15 protein-coding genes are annotated in these 16,041 nt (G+C 70.2%); 12 read left to right on the forward strand and 3 right to left on the reverse strand.

Annotated elements, in window-relative coordinates:
* The first annotated feature begins 27 nt into the window (after positions 1–27).
* The 8 genes from VFV21_RS09935 to secF are packed head-to-tail and all read left to right on the forward strand — an operon-like array spanning position 28 to position 7,875.
* Positions 28–1,149, forward strand: coding sequence for a sensor histidine kinase (locus VFV21_RS09935; protein WP_329669265.1), 1,122 nt, complete (start codon positions 28–30; stop codon positions 1,147–1,149).
* A complete protein-coding gene (locus tag VFV21_RS09940; protein WP_329669266.1) occupies positions 1,146–1,748 on the forward strand; it encodes a response regulator transcription factor in 603 nt (200 codons plus the stop codon). Before VFV21_RS09935 ends, VFV21_RS09940 begins: the two co-directional genes overlap by 4 nt.
* Before the next feature lie 47 nt (positions 1,749–1,795).
* Positions 1,796–2,341, forward strand: coding sequence for a DUF7010 family protein (locus VFV21_RS09945; protein WP_329669267.1), 546 nt, complete (start codon positions 1,796–1,798; stop codon positions 2,339–2,341).
* 47 nt (positions 2,342–2,388) lie between these two features.
* Positions 2,389–3,453, forward strand: a complete 1,065-nt coding sequence (gene queA, locus VFV21_RS09950) for a tRNA preQ1(34) S-adenosylmethionine ribosyltransferase-isomerase QueA (RefSeq protein ID WP_329669268.1) — start codon at positions 2,389–2,391, stop codon at positions 3,451–3,453.
* Positions 3,454–3,458: 5 nt separating this feature from the next.
* Positions 3,459–4,565: a tRNA guanosine(34) transglycosylase Tgt gene (gene tgt, locus VFV21_RS09955; protein ID WP_414638557.1), complete on the forward strand. Its 1,107-nt coding sequence runs from the start codon at positions 3,459–3,461 to the stop codon at positions 4,563–4,565.
* Between the two features lie 56 nt (positions 4,566–4,621).
* Positions 4,622–4,966 carry a preprotein translocase subunit YajC gene (yajC, locus tag VFV21_RS09960; protein ID WP_329669270.1) on the forward strand — a complete coding sequence of 115 codons (345 nt, stop codon included), beginning with the start codon at positions 4,622–4,624 and terminating at the stop codon, positions 4,964–4,966.
* 56 nt (positions 4,967–5,022) lie between these two features.
* The gene (secD, locus tag VFV21_RS09965) at positions 5,023–6,900 is read left to right on the forward strand and encodes a protein translocase subunit SecD (protein WP_329669271.1); all 1,878 of its coding nucleotides are present in this window, start codon (positions 5,023–5,025) and stop codon (positions 6,898–6,900) included.
* A 54-nt stretch (positions 6,901–6,954) separates the two neighbouring features.
* Positions 6,955–7,875 carry a protein translocase subunit SecF gene (gene secF / locus VFV21_RS09970; RefSeq protein ID WP_329669403.1) on the forward strand — a complete coding sequence of 307 codons (921 nt, stop codon included), beginning with the start codon at positions 6,955–6,957 and terminating at the stop codon, positions 7,873–7,875.
* 530 nt (positions 7,876–8,405) lie between these two features.
* Here secF and VFV21_RS09975 read toward each other — a convergent pair.
* Positions 8,406–9,212, reverse strand: coding sequence for an inositol monophosphatase family protein (locus tag VFV21_RS09975; protein WP_034215460.1), 807 nt, complete (start codon positions 9,210–9,212; stop codon positions 8,406–8,408).
* A gap of 103 nt (positions 9,213–9,315) precedes the next feature.
* On the opposite strand from VFV21_RS09975, the gene VFV21_RS09980 reads away from it, so the two are divergent.
* Genes VFV21_RS09980 through VFV21_RS09990 form a run of 3 tightly spaced genes read left to right on the forward strand, consistent with a single transcriptional unit; the run spans position 9,316 to position 13,193 of the window.
* Positions 9,316–10,086, forward strand: a complete 771-nt coding sequence (locus tag VFV21_RS09980) for an RNA methyltransferase (RefSeq protein ID WP_329669272.1) — start codon at positions 9,316–9,318, stop codon at positions 10,084–10,086.
* 60 nt (positions 10,087–10,146) lie between these two features.
* A complete protein-coding gene (locus VFV21_RS09985; protein ID WP_329669273.1) occupies positions 10,147–11,076 on the forward strand; it encodes a phosphate/phosphite/phosphonate ABC transporter substrate-binding protein in 930 nt (309 codons plus the stop codon).
* Positions 11,073–13,193, forward strand: a complete 2,121-nt coding sequence (locus VFV21_RS09990) for a putative bifunctional diguanylate cyclase/phosphodiesterase (protein ID WP_329669274.1) — start codon at positions 11,073–11,075, stop codon at positions 13,191–13,193. Before VFV21_RS09985 ends, VFV21_RS09990 begins: the two co-directional genes overlap by 4 nt.
* On the opposite strand, the gene VFV21_RS09995 is transcribed toward VFV21_RS09990, so the two are convergent.
* Positions 13,194–13,796, reverse strand: coding sequence for an exopolysaccharide biosynthesis protein (locus VFV21_RS09995; RefSeq protein WP_329669275.1), 603 nt, complete (start codon positions 13,794–13,796; stop codon positions 13,194–13,196).
* A 37-nt stretch (positions 13,797–13,833) separates the two neighbouring features.
* A complete protein-coding gene (locus VFV21_RS10000) occupies positions 13,834–15,204 on the reverse strand; it encodes a hemolysin family protein (RefSeq protein ID WP_329669276.1) in 1,371 nt (456 codons plus the stop codon).
* A 204-nt stretch (positions 15,205–15,408) separates the two neighbouring features.
* Between VFV21_RS10000 and VFV21_RS10005 the strand changes: the two genes are divergently transcribed.
* Complete coding sequence (locus tag VFV21_RS10005; RefSeq protein ID WP_329669277.1) at positions 15,409–16,038, forward strand: pit accessory protein; 630 nt, start codon at positions 15,409–15,411, stop codon at positions 16,036–16,038.
* The last annotated feature ends 3 nt before the right edge of the window (positions 16,039–16,041 follow it).

Consider the following 16,041-nt stretch of genomic DNA (forward strand, 5'->3'; position numbering starts at 1 on the left):
GCGGGAAATCCGATAGTCTGGAAAGCGATGGGCCAGCCCGCACCGCGACCGCAAGAAGAGGAAACCTACGACGAGCTCATGGGGCGACCGTGGCTGGGCCTGGTCTACCTGCCGTTCGTCTTCCTGCCGCTGGGCTTCTGGACCGACGCGCCGGCGCGGGCCTGGGTGGCCAGCGTGCTGGCGATCGCGGTGTTCCTGCCGATGTATTTCGCGTTCCGGCGCTGGCGCGGCCGGCGCCAGCACGCCCTGGTCGCGGCGACCGCGATCCTGGGCCTGGCCCTGATCGCGATCCAGCCCGGCGGTAATACCTTCGTGATCTACGCCTGCGCGATGGCGGCCACGGTGCTGCCGGCGCGGCGCGCGGTGTGGCTGGCGGCGTTGCTGGTGGCCGCGATGGTGGCGGCCTTCCTCGCGGTGATGCCGCTTCCGCTGGCGCTGGCCTACGCGGCGATGGCGACGGCGATCTGCGCGCTGGTGGTCGCCGGCGTGCTGATGACCCGCGCCCGCCTGCGCCGCGATGCCGAACTCCGCCTCACCCGCGACGAAGTGGCGCGCCTGGCGGCGATGGCCGAGCGCGAGCGCATCGGCCGCGACCTGCACGACTTGCTGGGCCACACGCTGTCGCTCGTGGCGCTGAAGAGCGAGCTGGCCGGGCGCCTGGTGGACACGCATCCCGCCGCTGCCCGCACCCAGATCGGGGAAGTCGAGAGCGTCGCGCGCCAGGCGCTGGCGCAGGTGCGCGAGGCGGTGGTCGGCATCCGCGCCACCGGGCTCGAGGCCGAACTGGCCGCGGCCCGCCTGGCGCTGCTGTCGGCGGACGTGCGCCTGGACCAGCGGCTGGCGCCGGTGGCGCTGGATCCCGCGCTGGAGTCGGCCCTGGCTTTGGCCCTGCGCGAGGCGGTCACGAACGTGCTGCGCCACGCCGGGGCGCGCCGCGTCGAGGTCGAACTGGTGGCCGATGACGGCGAACTGCGCCTGAGCATCGCCGACGACGGGCGCGGCGGCGCCGGCGCGCCGGGCAACGGCCTGGCCGGCATGCGCGAACGCCTTGCGGCCTTCGGCGCCGGGCTCGAGGTCGACAGCCCGCCGGGCGCCGGCACCCGCCTGCAGGTCACGCTGCCGCGGCGCGCGATGGAGTCGGGCGCATGATCCGGCTGGTGCTGGCCGAGGACCAGGCCATGGTGCGAGGCGCGATCGCGGCGCTGTTGGGGCTGGAATCCGACCTGGAGGTGGTGGCCGAAGCCGGCGACGGCGAAGCCGCGTGGGTCGCGGTGGCGAAGCAGGCGCCCGACCTGCTGGTGACCGACATCGAAATGCCCGGCCTCACCGGCCTCGACCTGGCCCTGCGCGTGCGCGACGCCGGGCTGTCCACGCGCGTGGTGATCATCACGACGTTTGCCCGCGCCGGTTACCTGCGCCGCGCGCTTGACGCCGGCGTCCGCGGCTACCTGCTCAAGGATGCGCCCTCCGGCCAGCTTGCCGCGGCCCTGCGCCAGGTGCACGCCGGCGGCCGCGTGATCGATCCGCAGCTCGCCGTTGCCGCCTGGGGCGAGGAGGACCCGCTGACCGAGCGCGAGCGCCAGGTGCTGCGCCTGGCCGGCGAGGGCGCGCGCAGCGTCGACATCGCCGACCGGCTTCACCTCTCGCACGGCACCGTGCGCAACTACCTGTCGGAAGCGATCGGCAAGCTCGGCGCGGCGAACCGCATCGAGGCCTATCGGGTGGCGCGGGCCAAGGGCTGGCTGTGAGCGCGCTTCCGTCCATAACCGAAACACAGGGAAGGAATCACGTGGAAATGTCCGTAGCGCAAGCACAGGCCGACATGCGGCAGGGTTACCACGGCGGAGCCCCGGGGATCCTGGCCTCCGCGCTGGCGTGGTCGGTCGCGGCGGGCTTCGCGGCCCTCGCATCCCCCCAGCAAGCCGTCTGGGCGCTGCTCGTCGGCGGCATGTTCATCCATCCCGTCGGCGTGCTCGGGTGCAAGCTGCTGGGCTCGCGCGGCGCGCACGCCAAGGGCAATCCGTTCGGCCTGCTGGCCGGGGCGAGCACGTTTTGGCTCATCTTTTGCCTGCCCATCGCCTACCTGCTCAGCCTGCACCTGCCGGGCCTGTTCTTCCCGGCGATGCTCCTGGTCATTGGTGGTCGCTACCTCGTGTTCGCCACCGTTTACGGCCTGCGGCTTTACTGGGCCCTGGGCCTGGTGCTGGCAGCCTCGGGCTTCGCCCTTGCCGCGCTCGGCGCCTCGGTTTTCGCAGGCGCGTTGGCGGGAGCCGTGCTGGAGGCCGTTTTTGGCATGGCCGGCCTGGTGCTGCATCGACGCGGGGCAGCGGCCGGAGGCTGAGGCCCGCCTGCACGGCGCCTAACGGCCGGGCGACATTCCCGGCGATAATGCGGCCCCCGCCGCCGCATGCCGCCCCTTTGAAAAAGTCCGACTTCCACTTCGACCTGCCGCCCGAGTTGATCGCGCAGGCCCCGCTGGCCGAGCGCTCGGCCAGCCGGATGCTGGTGGTCGGGCCCGATGCGCCGCCCTACGCCGATCGCCAGGTGCGCGACCTGCCCGAGTACCTGCGCGCCGGCGACCTGCTGGTGTTCAACGACACCCGGGTCATCCCGGCGCGCCTGTTCGGCACCAAGGACAGCGGCGGGCGGGTCGAGATCCTGCTCGAGCGCCTGGTGGGCGGGCACGAGGTGCTGGCCCAGGTCGGCGCCAGCAAGTCGCCCAAGCCCGGCGGCCGCATCACGCTCGACGAGGGCACCGCGCTGGAGGTGCTGGGCCGCGAGGGCGAGTTCTACCGCCTGCGCTTCCTTACCGACGAGCCGCTGGAAAAATTGCTGCTGCGCGCCGGCCGCATGCCGCTGCCGCCCTACATCCAGCGCGAGGCCGGGCACGACGATCTCGAGCGCTACCAGACGCTGTTCGCCCGCCACACCGGCGCGGTGGCCGCGCCTACCGCCGGCCTGCACTTCGACCAGGCGCTGCTGGCGGCGCTGCAGGCCAAGGGCGTGCAGTCGGGCCACGTCACCCTGCACGTCGGCGCGGGCACCTTCCAGCCGATGCGGGTGGAGTCGATCCACGAACACCAGATGCACAGCGAGTGGCTCAACGTCGGCGCAGAACTGTGCCAGCAGGTGGCGCGCACCCGCGCCGCCGGCGGCCGCGTGGTCGCGGTCGGCACCACGGTGGTGCGCGCGCTGGAAACCGCCGCGCGGGACGGCGAGCTCAAGCCCTACGCCGGCGACACCAACATCTTCCTTTTCCCCGGCAAGCAGATCCGCACCGTGGACGCGCTGCTGACCAACTTCCACCTGCCCGAGAGCACGCTGATGATGCTGGTCTCCGCCTTCGCCGGCCGCGAGCGCATCCTGGCGGCGTATGCACACGCGGTGCGGGAGAAGTACCGGTTCTTCAGCTACGGCGACGCCATGCTGCTCTACCCGGAGGCCGCGCCGTGAGCCGGATGCGTTTCGAGAAACTGGGCCAGGACGGCCGCGCGCGCCGCGGGCGCCTGCATTTCCCGCGCGGCACGGTGGAGACGCCGGCCTTCATGCCGGTGGGCACCTACGGCACGGTGAAGGCGATGCTGCCCGAGTCGCTGCGGGCGATCGGCGCCGAGATCATCCTGGGCAACACCTTCCACCTGTGGCTGCGGCCGGGCATGGAGGTGATCAACCTGCACGGCGGCCTGCACGGGTTCTGCCAGTGGGACGGGCCGATCCTCACCGACTCGGGCGGCTTCCAGGTCTGGTCGCTGGCCAAGCGCCGCAAGATCACCGAGGAGGGCGTGACCTTCGCCTCGCCCACCGACGGCAGCAGGGTGTTCCTGTCGCCGGAGGTGAGCATGCAGGTGCAGCGCGCGCTCGACGCCGACATCGTGATGATCTTCGACGAGTGCACGCCGTACCCGGCCACCGAGAAGGTGGCGCGCACCTCGATGGAGCTGAGCCTGCGCTGGGCCGAGCGCAGCAAGCGGGCGCACGAGGGCAACGACGCGGCGCTGTTCGGCATCGTCCAGGGCGGCACCCATCCAGAGCTGCGGGCGCGCTCGGCCGAGGGGCTGAAGGCGATCGGCTTCGACGGCTACGCGGTCGGCGGCCTGGCCGTGGGCGAGCCGCCGGAGGAGCGCGACGCCACGCTCGACGCCCTGGTGCCGCTGCTGCCGGACGACCAGCCGCGCTACCTGATGGGCGTGGGCAAGCCGGAGGACATCGTCGAGGCGGTGGCGCGCGGCATCGACATGTTCGACTGCGTGATGCCGACGCGGAACGCCCGCAACGGCCACTACTTCGTCCGCGGCGGCCAGGTGCGCATCCGCAATGCCCAGTACGAGAAGGACCTGCGCCCGATCGAGGAAGGCTGCACCTGCTACACCTGCGCCAGCGGCTACACCCGCAGCTACCTGCGCCACCTCGACCGCTGCAACGAGATCCTGGCCTCGATGCTGGGCACCATCCACAACCTGCACCACTACCAGCAGCTGATGCGCGACATCCGGGCCGCCATCGAGGCCGGCCGTTTCGAGGCCTGGCGCCAGGCCTTCCACGCCGCCCGGGCGGCCTCCCCGTAGCCGGGGTGGGGTGTGGCATACTTGCGCGCTTGATTCCCTACGCAGACGGTAAAGCCATGTCCCTGCTCGATATTTTCGTTTCCCCGGCGGCCGCCCAGGCCGCGGGTGGTGCCGCCGCCCAGCCCAGCATGATCGGCAGCATCCTGCCGCTGATCATCATCTTCATCGTGTTCTGGTTCCTGCTGCTGCGCCCGCAGATGAAGCGCGCCAAGGAACACCGCGAGCTGCTGGCCAAGCTGCAGAAGGGCGACGAAGTGATCACCAGCGGTGGCCTCGCCGGCCGAATCGAGGACCTGGGCGAGAGCTTCGTCACCGTCGAGATCGCCGAGAAGGTCAGCATCAAGGTCCAGCGCGGCGCCGTGACCGCGGTCCTGCCCAAGGGCACGTTGAAGTCCGCCTGATCCGTCCCCATCCGAATCACCCACGGCCCTGACCGGGCCGCCAACGGTTGTCGCCCATGCTGCAGTTCCCCACCTGGAAATACGTCGTCGCCGCGCTCGTGATCGCGCTGTCGGTGTTCTACTCGCTGCCCAACCTGTACCCGCAGGACCCGGCGGTGCAGATCGCCGCCAACCGCGGCAGCACCATCGACGACTCGCTGGCCCTCCGCGTCCGCGGCGCGCTCGAGGCCGCCAAGGTCGAGGCCAAGTCGGTCGCGGTCGAGGGCGAGAACCTCGTCGTCCGCACCGCCAACCCGGACGTGCAGACACAGGTCGCCGACCTGCTGCGCACCGAGCTGGGGCAGGGCTACACGGTCGCGCTGAACCTGGCCTCCACCGTGCCCTCGTGGCTGACGGTGATGGGCGCCGACCCGATGTCCATGGGCCTGGACCTGCAGGGCGGCGTGCACTTCCTGCTGGAAGTGGACCAGCAGGCCGCCATCGACAAGCGCACCAATGGTTTCGCCGACGAGATCTCGGCGATCCTGCGCGACGGCAAGTTCGCCTACACCAGCGTCTCGCGCACCGCCGAGGGCATCCAGGTGCTGCTGCGCGACGGCGCCGACATGGCCCGCGTCCGCGCCGCCATCAGCCGCGATGCGCCCGAGCTGGAGCTGATTTCCGACGAGGCCCAGCCCGAGCGCCTGCTGGCCCGGGTCACGCCGGCCCAGATCAAGGCGATCATGGACGGCGCCATCGAGCAGAACCGCACCACGCTCGACAACCGCATCAACTCGCTGGGCGTCGGCGAGCAGGTCATCCAGCGCCAGGGCGAGAGCCGCATCGTGGTGCAGCTGCCCGGCGTGCAGGACACCGCCGAGGCGCGCAAGCTGATCGGCGCCACCGCCACCCTCGAGTACCGCCACGTGGTGGACAACGGCGCCCAGGCCATCGAAGCCGCGCGTACCGGCGTGGTGCCGGCCAATGCCCGCCTCTACTACATGCGCCAGCTGGGTCCGGACGGCAAGCCGATGCCGATCCTGCTGTCGCGCCGGGTCATCGTGTCCGGCGACCAGCTGGTCAACGCCACTTCCAACCCGGATCCGCAGGGCGGCGGCCCGGCCGTGCAGATCGAGCTCAACAACGCCGGCGGCAACCGCATGCTGGCGCACACCCGCGAGAACGTCGGCAAGTTCATGGCCGCGGTCTACATCGAGACCATCCCCGAAGTGAAGATGGTCAATGGCCAGGAAGTGCGCACCTCCCGGGTCAGCGAGGAAGTGATCAACGCCGCCGTGCTGCAGGGCGTGTTCGGCAAGAACTTCCAGACCACCGGCCTCGACAGCCAGGAAGAAGCGGCCAGCCTGGCCCGCCTCCTGCGCGCCGGCTCGCTGGCGGCGCCGATGGTGATCATCGAGGAGCGCATCATCGGCCCGAGCCTCGGTGCCGAGAACGTCGAACGCGGCCTGTCGGCGGTGTTCTGGTCCTTCGTGTTCGTGCTGGTGTTCTTCCTCGTCTACTACAAGATGTTCGGCATCGTCACCAACCTGGCGCTGCTGCTGAACCTGCTGATGGTGGTGGCGGTGATGTCGGTGATCGGCGCCACCCTGACGCTGCCCGGCCTGGCCGGCATCGCGCTCACGGTGGGCATGTCGGTGGACGCCAACGTGCTGATCAACGAGCGTATCCGCGAGGAGCTGCGCAACGGCAACACGCCGCTGGCCAGCATCGCCAACGGCTACGACAAGGCCTCGGGCACCATCACCGACTCCAACACCACGGCGCTGCTGGCGGGCGTGGCGATGGCGGTGTTCGGCTCCGGCCCGATCCGTGGCTTCGGCATCACGCTGATCATCGGCATCCTGACCTCGATGTACACCGCGGTCTCGGTGTCGCGCGGCATCGCCACCCTGATCTATGGCAAGCGCAAGAAGCTTGCCAAGGTCTCGATCTAACGCATTCCTGGAGGCGGCGTGGAACTCTTCCCGTCCAATAGCAACATCAATTTCATGCGCGTCCGCTACGTCTCGCTGGCGGTGGTCGCGCTGCTCATGCTGGCGTCGCTGTTCTTCCTCGGCACCAAGGGCTTCAACTACGCGCTCGACTTCACCGGCGGCACCGCCACCGAGATCGAGTTCGCGCAGCCGGTGGACGTCGAACAGGTTCGCCAGCAGCTCGAGGCCGCCGGCTATGCCGGAGCGGTGGTGCAGACCTTCGGCGCGGGCAACGACATCGTGATCCGGCTGCAGCCGCAGGAACCGGGGGCGGAGGGCGAGGGCACGCAGCGCGAATACAGCGGCGCGGCGATCCTGGCCGCGGCCCAGCCCGAGGGCAACCCGGGCAAGGTGCTGCGCAGCGACTTCGTCGGCCCGCAGATCGGCAACGAACTGGCGCTCAACGGCGTCTACGCGGCGATCTTCGTGGTGCTGGGCTTCCTGGCCTACATCTGGGCGCGCTTCGAGCTCAAGTTCGCGATCGCGGCCATCCTCACCACGCTGGTCGACCTGCTGGTGGTCTGCGGCTGGTTCGCGCTCAGCCAGCACGAGTTCGACCTGACGGTGCTGGCCGGCATCCTGTCGGTGATGGGCTTCTCGATCAACGACACGATCGTGGTGTTCGACCGCGTGCGCGAGAATTTCCGCACGCTCAAGCTCGAGCCGCGCGAGATCCTCAACAAGTCGGTCAACCAGACGCTGTCGCGCACGATCATCACGTCGTTCGTGGCCTTCCTGACCATCCTGGCGCTCTATCTCTACGGCGGCCAGTCGCTCAAGGGCATGGCCGAGTCGCAGATGATCGGCATCGTGTTCGGCACGCTGTCCTCGATCTTCGTGGCCTGCCCGCTGCTGCTGCTGATGGGCGTCACCAAGCAGGACCTGATGCCGCGCGCCAAGGACGACCTCGAAGCAGAACTCGCCCGCCGGCCCTGAGCCGCGCGCGTCTTGCTTCCGCAAAGGCCCGCTTCGGCGGGCCTTTTTCGTGCGCCTGGACCTGGCGCCGGTGCCACCGCGGAAGCGAAGGTCACTTCCTCCTCCGTGAAGCCTTTTATGTCGGAGGCAGTGACCTTCGCTTCCGCGGCGTCCCCGGTGCGTGTCAGCAGGACGCCCAACGAAGGGCCCGCGGCCGCGGGCTCCGATGCTTGCGCGTGTCGATCAGGACCAAGGCGCAACATCTTTCTCGCTGTCCTTGCTTGGCTGACCCGCTCAAGGCAAGTGGCCACTGACGGCCCATCGCGCGCGTCCCTTCGGACGCGAGATGCCGCCGCTTGGCCAGCGTGGAAGGCGGCCAGATTGGGAGACCTATCCGCCCGGCGGCGGGTGGGGGTGCACGTCGTAGCGCCTGGGTCCGTGCTTTTCCTTTGGGCACCCCGCGATCAGGAGCCAGCGAGCTTCTCCCGGATCCGCGCGCACGAAAAAGGCCCGCCGAAGCGGGCCCCTCGATGCAGCAACCTCGCCGCGGATCAGACCGAGAACGCGGCCGCGTAGTTGGAGTTCACGATGGCCTTCTGCAGGTGCTCGGTGATCTTGAGGTTGCCGGCGACGATCTGGCTGGACATGAGCAGCTTGTCGCCGCCGCCCCGGAAGTCGCAGACACGGCCACCGGCTTCCCGGACCAGCAGCAGGCCCGCCGCGATGTCCCAGGGCTTCACGCCCGCCTCGAAGTAGGCATCGGCCCGGCCGCAGGCCACGTAGGCCAGGTCGAGCGCCGCGGAGCCGGTGCGCCGGATGTCCTCGGCTTCGCCCAGCACTGCTTCCAGCGCCGCCAGGTGCGGCGCGACCCGCTTGCGCTCGCGCGGCGGGAAGCCCGTGATGAGCATCGCCCCGTTGAGGTCCTTGCGCTCGCCGATCCGGATCTTCTTGTCGTTGAGCACCGCGCCCGCGCCGCGCGAGGCGGTGAAGAGCTCGTTGCGCAGCGGGTCGAAGATCACGCCGTGCACCGGCTCGCCGCCCTCGCACAGCGCGATGGACACGCAGAAGTGCGGGAAGCCGCGCAGGAAGTTCGAGGTGCCGTCCAGCGGATCGATGACGAAGGTGTGGCGGCCCGAGCCCATCGCGCCCGATTCCTCCGCCAGGATGGCGTAGTCCGGGAACGCGCGGCGCAGCTCGCGTATGATCTCCGCCTCGGCCTGGGCGTCGACTTCGCTCGCGTAGTCCTGCTTCGACTTCTCGAAGACGCTCAGGCTGTCGAGCTTGCTCATGTGGCGCAGGATCAAGTTGCCGGCCGAACGGGCCGCCTTGACCATGACGTTGACGACAGGTTTCTGCATATGCCCGTCCAAAGGTCCGCTGGATTGTGAAGAGAACAAGGGGCCGGTCGAGCCGGCGCGGCGCAAAGGATAACAGGTTGCCCTGAACGGGGCCTCTAAAACCATGATCGACGGCCTTCCCAAACTCCGCATCGTGCTGGTCGGCACCCAGCATCCGGGCAACATCGGCTCGGCCGCGCGCGCCATGAAGACCATGGGCCTGTCGGCCCTGCACCTGGTCGCCCCCGAGCGCTTCCCCGACCCCGAGGCCAACACCCTGGCCGCCGGCGCCGACGACCTGCTGGCCGCGGCCCCGGTGCACCCGGACCTCGACGGCGCCCTGGCCGGCTGCCACCTGGTGCTGGGCACCAGCGCCCGCCGCCGGCACGTGCCGCTGCCGGAACTGACGCCGCGCGAGGCGGCCGAAAAACTGGTCGAGGCCGTAAGCCGGGGCCCGGTGGCCCTGCTGTTCGGCCGCGAGCGCACCGGGCTGGAGAACGCCGAGCTGCAGCGCTGCCACTACACGGTCGGCATCCCCACCGACCCGGGCTTCAGCTCGCTCAATCTCGCGGCCGCCGTGCAGGTGCTGTCCTACGAGCTGCGGCTGGCCGTGCTGGCGCGGGCCGGGGAGGCCCTGGCTTCGGGCCGGCCGATGCCGCCGCCGGACGTCGAGCCGCCGGCCACCGCCGACGAACTCGAGGGCTATTTCCGGCACCTCGACCAGGCCCTGCACGACATCGACTTCCACAAGGGCAAGCCGCCCGAGATGGTGATGTCGCGCCTGCGCCGTCTTTACCTGCGGGCCGGCCTCGACGCGCGCGAGGTCAAGATCCTGCGCGGCATCCTGGCCGAGGCCCAGCGCATGGCCCGGCTGGCCCGGGGCGGGGCCGCCTAGCGCGGTCGCCGTGGGGCGAATAGAGTAGGCCCCCAGTAGTCCAGCCGCCCCGAGCCCGAAGTGACGCCCAAGCCACCCCGCAAGAAGTCCGGCGCCCGGCGTCTGCTGTTCCTGTTGATCCTGCTGCTGGCCGGCCCGTCCGCCGCGGCCGACGGCGTGCTGGTGCTGGGCCGCATCAGCGACGATCCCCGCCGCCACCACGAACAGCTCAAGCCGCTGCTCGACTACGTCGTTCCGCGCATGCGCACCGTCGGCATCACCGAGGGCCGGGTGCTGATGGCCCGCGATCCGCAGCAGATGATGAGCTACCTGCGCCGCGGCAAGGTCGACTGGGTCACCGAGACCCCGGGCACCGGACTGCTGCTGGCCGATCGCGCCGGCGCCCGCCCGCTGCTGCTGACCGAACGCAGCGGCGCCCGCGAGTACCGCAGCGTGGTGTTCGTGCGCCGCGACAGCGGCATCACCGAAATCGACCAGCTGCTGGGCAAGACCATCGCCTTCCAGTCGCCGTCCTCCACCAGCGCCTACCTGGTGCCGGCCCTGGCCCTGCGCGAGCGCCGGCTGCCGATGGGCCTGATGGTGTCGCCGCTCGAGGGCCGCGAGCCCGGCAGCGTCGGCTACGTGTTCGCCAACACCGACGCCAACCTGGCCGCCTGGGTGCACAAGCGCCTGGTGGACGCCGGCGGCTTCAGCGACCAGGACTGGGACCAGCTGCAGCGCGTGTCCGAGGCGTTCCGGCGCGACCTGGTGGTGATCCACACCACCGACCCGGTGCCGCGCGCGATGGAACTGGTCAACGGCAACATGTCGCCGGCCGTAGAGGCGAGGCTCAAGGAAGTCCTGCTCGGCGCCAGCACCGATCCGCAGGCGCGCGACGCACTGCGCCAGTTCTTCCGCACCACCGGCTTCTACGAGGCCGATGCCGCCACCCAGGCCCGCCTCGACAACTTGCGCCGCGGCGCCCGCGAGATCCGCGAGGCGCTGGAATGAAGCCGCCCGTGAAGCTCGGCCTGCGCGGTGAACTGCTGCTGATCATGTGCGGCGTGATGCTGGTCATCGCCGCGCTGGTGGCGGCGCTGTGGCTGCACGAGAAGGCCAGCAGCCGCGACGCCCGCGAGCTCAGCGCCAGCGCCATGCGCGAACTCGCGCGCGAGGGCCTGCTCGGCCGCGGCCAGACGCTGTCGAGCCAGCTCGCCGACGCGGCGACCAATCCCCTCTATTACCTCGACCTCGCCAAGCTGGGCGAACTGGCCCGCGCCACGCTGCGCCAGCCCGACGTGGTGTACGTGGTCATCCACGACGCCGAAGGCCAGGTGGTGCACGACGGCTCCGGCGACATCCCGGCCTTCGGCCAGCCGATGTCCGACCCGATGGCCTACGAGGCGCTCAACGCCGAGGGCGTGCACGGGCAGTGGAGCGACAAGCTGCTCGACGTGGCCAGCCCGATCCGCATCGGCGGCGAGCGCATCGGCGGCGTCCGCGTCGGCCTCTCGCGCGAAAGCGCCAACCGCCGCGAGGCGGAAATGCTCGAGCCGCTGGCCGAGCGCCTGCAGGCGGCCAGCAACGAGCACCTCGGCTGGATCCTGGCGCTGATGGCGGCGCTGGTGGCGATGGGCGTGAGCGCGATGGGCCTGCTGCAGCGGCGCATCGTGACGCCGATCAGCGGCCTGGCCGAAGCCGCCGCGCGCATCGAGCAGGGCCGCTACGCCGACGTCAGGGTCTCGTCGGACCGCCAGGACGAAATCGGCGAACTGGTGCGTGCCTTCGCGCGCATGAGCGAGTCGGTGGCGCGCCACGACCGCGACATCCGCCGCATGGCCTACACCGACTCGCTGACCGGCCTGTCGAACCGACTGGCCTTCCGCGAGGCGCTGGACGACCGCCTGCTGACGCTGCAGGCCAGCAGCGGCGAGCTCGCCCTGCTGTTCGTCGACCTCGACGACTTCAAGCGCGTCAACGACACCCTGGGCCACGAGGCCGGCGACGAGGTGCTGGGCCAGCTGTCGATGCGCATCCGGATGGCGGTCGAACGCCTGGGCGGGGTCGGCGCCGAGATCGCGCGCTTCGGCGGCGACGAATTCATCGTGCTGTTCATGGCCGAGGACATCCGCGCCAGCTCCGGCCACCTGGCCGAGTCGCTGATCGAGGAGATCCAGCGGCCGCTGGTGCTGCGCGGCCGCCAGGTGTTCCTGGGCGCGTCGGTGGGCATCACCCTGTTCCCGTTCGACGCCGCCAGCGCCGGCCAGCTGCTCAAGAACGCCGACATCGCCATGTACCAGGCCAAGGTCGCGGGCAAGGGCTGCTACCGCTTCTACTCCAAGGCCATGGACCAGGCCGTCGAGCGCCGGGTGCAGCTCGAGGAAGAGCTGCGCGGCGCCTGGGAGCGCGGCGAGCTCAGCCTGCACTACCAGCCGATCTACCGCCTGGCCGATCGCCGCCTGATGGGCGCCGAGGCGCTGTGCCGCTGGCAGCATCCGCGCCTGGGCGTGGTGCCGCCGTCGGTGTTCATCGAAGTGGCCGAGCAGAGCGGCTTGATCGAATCGCTGGGCCGGCACGTGCTGGTGCAGGCCTGCCAGGATGCGGCCGCGTGGTCGCAGCCGGGCATGGAGCCGCCGTTCGTGTCGGTGAACATCTCGCCGCGCCAGCTGCGCACCGGCGACCTGCCCGATGTGGTGGCCAGCGCGCTGGCCGCCACCGGCGTGCTGCCCAAGCAGCTGCACCTGGAGCTCACCGAGACCGCCGTGCTCGGCGACGAGGTGCAGGCCAGCGCGCTGCTGTCGCGCCTGCGCGCGACCGGCGTCAAGGTGTGGCTGGATGATTTCGGCACCGGCTTCTCGGGGCTGAGCCACCTGCGCCGGGTGCCGGTGGACGGCGTCAAGATCGACCGCAGTTTCGTCGCCGACGTGCTGCGCGATCCCGACGACCTGGCGCTGACCTCGGCCATCATCGCGATGGCGCATTCGCTCGGCATCACCGTGGTCGCCGAGGGCATCGAGGCCGAAGGCCAGTACGAAGTGCTGCGCGAGCGTGGCTGCGACCAGGGCCAGGGCTTCTGGCTGGGCCGGCCGATGCCGGCGTCCGAGATGCAGCGCCGGTTCCGCGAGTAATCAGCGGAACAGGTCGCCCACCCAGGTGGCGATCTGCCCGGAGAAGAAGCCCACCACCACCAGCTCGGCCAGGCCCAGCGCCCACGCGGCCAGCATCAGCCGGCCGTCGCGCTCGATCAGGGCAATGGCGAAGGCCAGCAGGATCAGGCCGAAGGGATAGTTGGTGGCCGGCAGCGGCAGCGCCAGCAGGCCGCCGAGCAGCACCAGCATCAGGCCGGTAAAGGTGCGCGCCGCGGGATGGTCGATGATCGCCTCGGCGCGCGGGCGGCTGATCTTCTCCAGCCAGCCGAGCAGGCGCGAGGTGCGGTTGCGGAATTTCTCGACGCCTTCGCGCGAGAGCTCGCGCCGCGACAGGAAGCCGGGGATCCACGGATGGGCCAGCTGGAACATCAGCTGCAGCCCGATCAGCGACACCAGCGGGCCGCTGATGGCGCCGGCGCCGATGGGCAGCGGCACGAAGGCCGGCAGCACCGCGATCAGCAGGAAGACGCCGAAGGCCCGCGCCCGGAACTGGTCGAGCAGGTCACCCAGCGTCAGCGAATGCCCCGCACGCCCCTCGGCCAGGGCATGCAACAGGGCGCGCGTGCTGATTTCTGGGCTCATCGGGGCCGGAGTCTGTGGGGGGCCGGCTTTATCGGCCCTAAATTGCCGGGGAATCGTCGGCGTCCGGCAGCCTTGAAATCAGCAGCTTGTCGATCCGGGCGCCGTCGAGGTCCACCACTTCGAAGCGCCAGCCTTCCCAGTCGAACAGCTCGCCGGCGTGGGGGATGCGTCCGAAGCGCGCGATCACCATGCCAGCGACGGTGTGATAGTCGTGTTCTTCCTCGCCCGGCAGCGCGTTCACCGACAGCACCTCGCGCAGCTCCTCGGTCGAAAGGCGGCCGTCGACCAGCAGCGAGCCGTCGGCGCGGGTGACCACCAGGGCCTCGTCGTCCTCGGATTCGCTGGCCTGCACGCGGCCCAGCACCGCGTCCAGCAGGTCGTTGGCCGAGACCATGCCCTGGATGTCGCCGTACTCGTCCACCACCAGGGCCATGGTCTGCTGCTCCTCGCGGAAGATCTCCAGCAGCTTCAGGGCGTGGGTGGACTCGGACACGAACAGCGCCGGGCGCAGCTCGCGGAACAGGTCGGGGGTGGTGGTGGCGCCGGCGCCGAGCAGGCCGGTCAGCGACTTCACCTCGAGGATGCCCAGCACGTCGGCGTCGCTGCCGCGGTAGACCGGGTAGCGCGCGAACGGGGTCTCGCGCATCGTCGCCAGGTTATCCTCGGTACTGGCGGCGGCGTCGAGCCAGACGATGCGGGTGCGCGGCGTCATCAGGCCGGCGCTGCTGCGGTCGCCCAGGCGCAGCACGCGGTTGATCATGTTGCGCTCGTCGGCGTCGATCACGCCCTGCTCGTGGCTCTCGGCCACCAGCAGGCGGATCTCCTCTTCCGTCACCTGGTTGTCGCTGCCCTGGTTGAGGCGCAGCAGGCGCAGGATGCTGCGCGTGCTCAGCGACAGCAGCCAGACGAAGGGCATGGCGATCTTCGAGACCCAGGACATCGGAAGCGCGACGCCGCTGGCGAACTTCTCGGGCGCCAGCAGGGCGATGCGCTTGGGCACGAGCTCGCCGAGGATGATCGAGAAATAGGTGATCAGGATCACCGCCATCGCGGTGCCGATGGCCTGGTTCACGTCCAGGTCCACGCTCATCCAGGCCAGCACCGGCTCCAGCCAGCCGCCGACCAGCTGCTCCAGGCCCAGCGGTTCGATCCCGGCCGCGATGCCGTCGCCGAGGGCATCGCCACCGAACATGCCGGTGAGGATGCCGATCGAGGTGATGCCCACCTGCACGGTGGACAGGAAGCGCTCGGGGTGCTCGGCCAGGGCCAGGGCGGCTTCGGCCCGGCGGCTGTCCTGGGCCATCTGGCGCAGCTTGGGCTTGCGGGAGGCGACTACCGACATCTCCGACAGGGCGAAGAAGCCGTTGCAGATGATCAGGAACAGGACGATGGCAAGGGCGAGGGTCATGGGCTGCCGGGACGGGCCGGCACGGGATTCCGTTCAGGGAGGGCGGGCGGAGGGTGAACTATGCCACAGCGCCCCGGCCCGGCCCGGCCTCCCGGACCGCTGGATGCCCGCGGGGCGGGCGTCCGGGCGTCATGCCGTTGTAATATTGCGGCCACATTCGACATCCACGGCCGGGGCTTCCCGGCCAGCCAGGGGCCCGCATCCATGTTTTCCCTCCAGACCATCTTCGGCAAAGGCGACAAGTTCTACGGCCTGCTCGAGGCCAGCGCCGCGGCCGCCCGTGAAAGCGCCCGGGCCCTGGGCGAACTGCTCGCCACCCCGCCGGCCCAGCGCTCGCTGGAGAAGTTCAAGCTCGCCCGCCAGCGCGAGAAGAACCTCGCCGCCCAGATCAGCCACGAGCTGGTGAACACCTTCGTCACCGCGCTCGAGCGCGAGGACATCGAAGCCCTCAGCAACGTCCTCTACAAGATCCCCAAGGTGGTGGAGAAGTTCGCCGAGCGCTACATGCTGGCTTCCGACCGCATCGGCGACGTCGAGTTCGTGTCGCGCGCGGCCATGCTCGAGCGCGCCTGCGTGGTGCTCGAGGAAATGGTCGGCCTGCTGCGCAAGGGCATGAACCTCGAGACCACCAAGGGCCTCAACGACAAGCTGCAGGCCATCGAGGCCGAGGCCGACCGCCTGATCCTCGAGCTCTACCGCGACACCTACACCAAAGAAACCGACCCGATGCGCTACCTGATCCTCAAGGACCTGTTCGAGATCCTGGAGAAGGCCATCGACCGCTGCCGCGACGCCGGCAACGTCATCTACGGCGTCGTCCTCAAGAACGCCTGAGCC

This window comes from Arenimonas sp., assembly GCF_036275555.1.
Classification (GTDB): Bacteria; Pseudomonadota; Gammaproteobacteria; order Xanthomonadales; family Xanthomonadaceae; genus Arenimonas.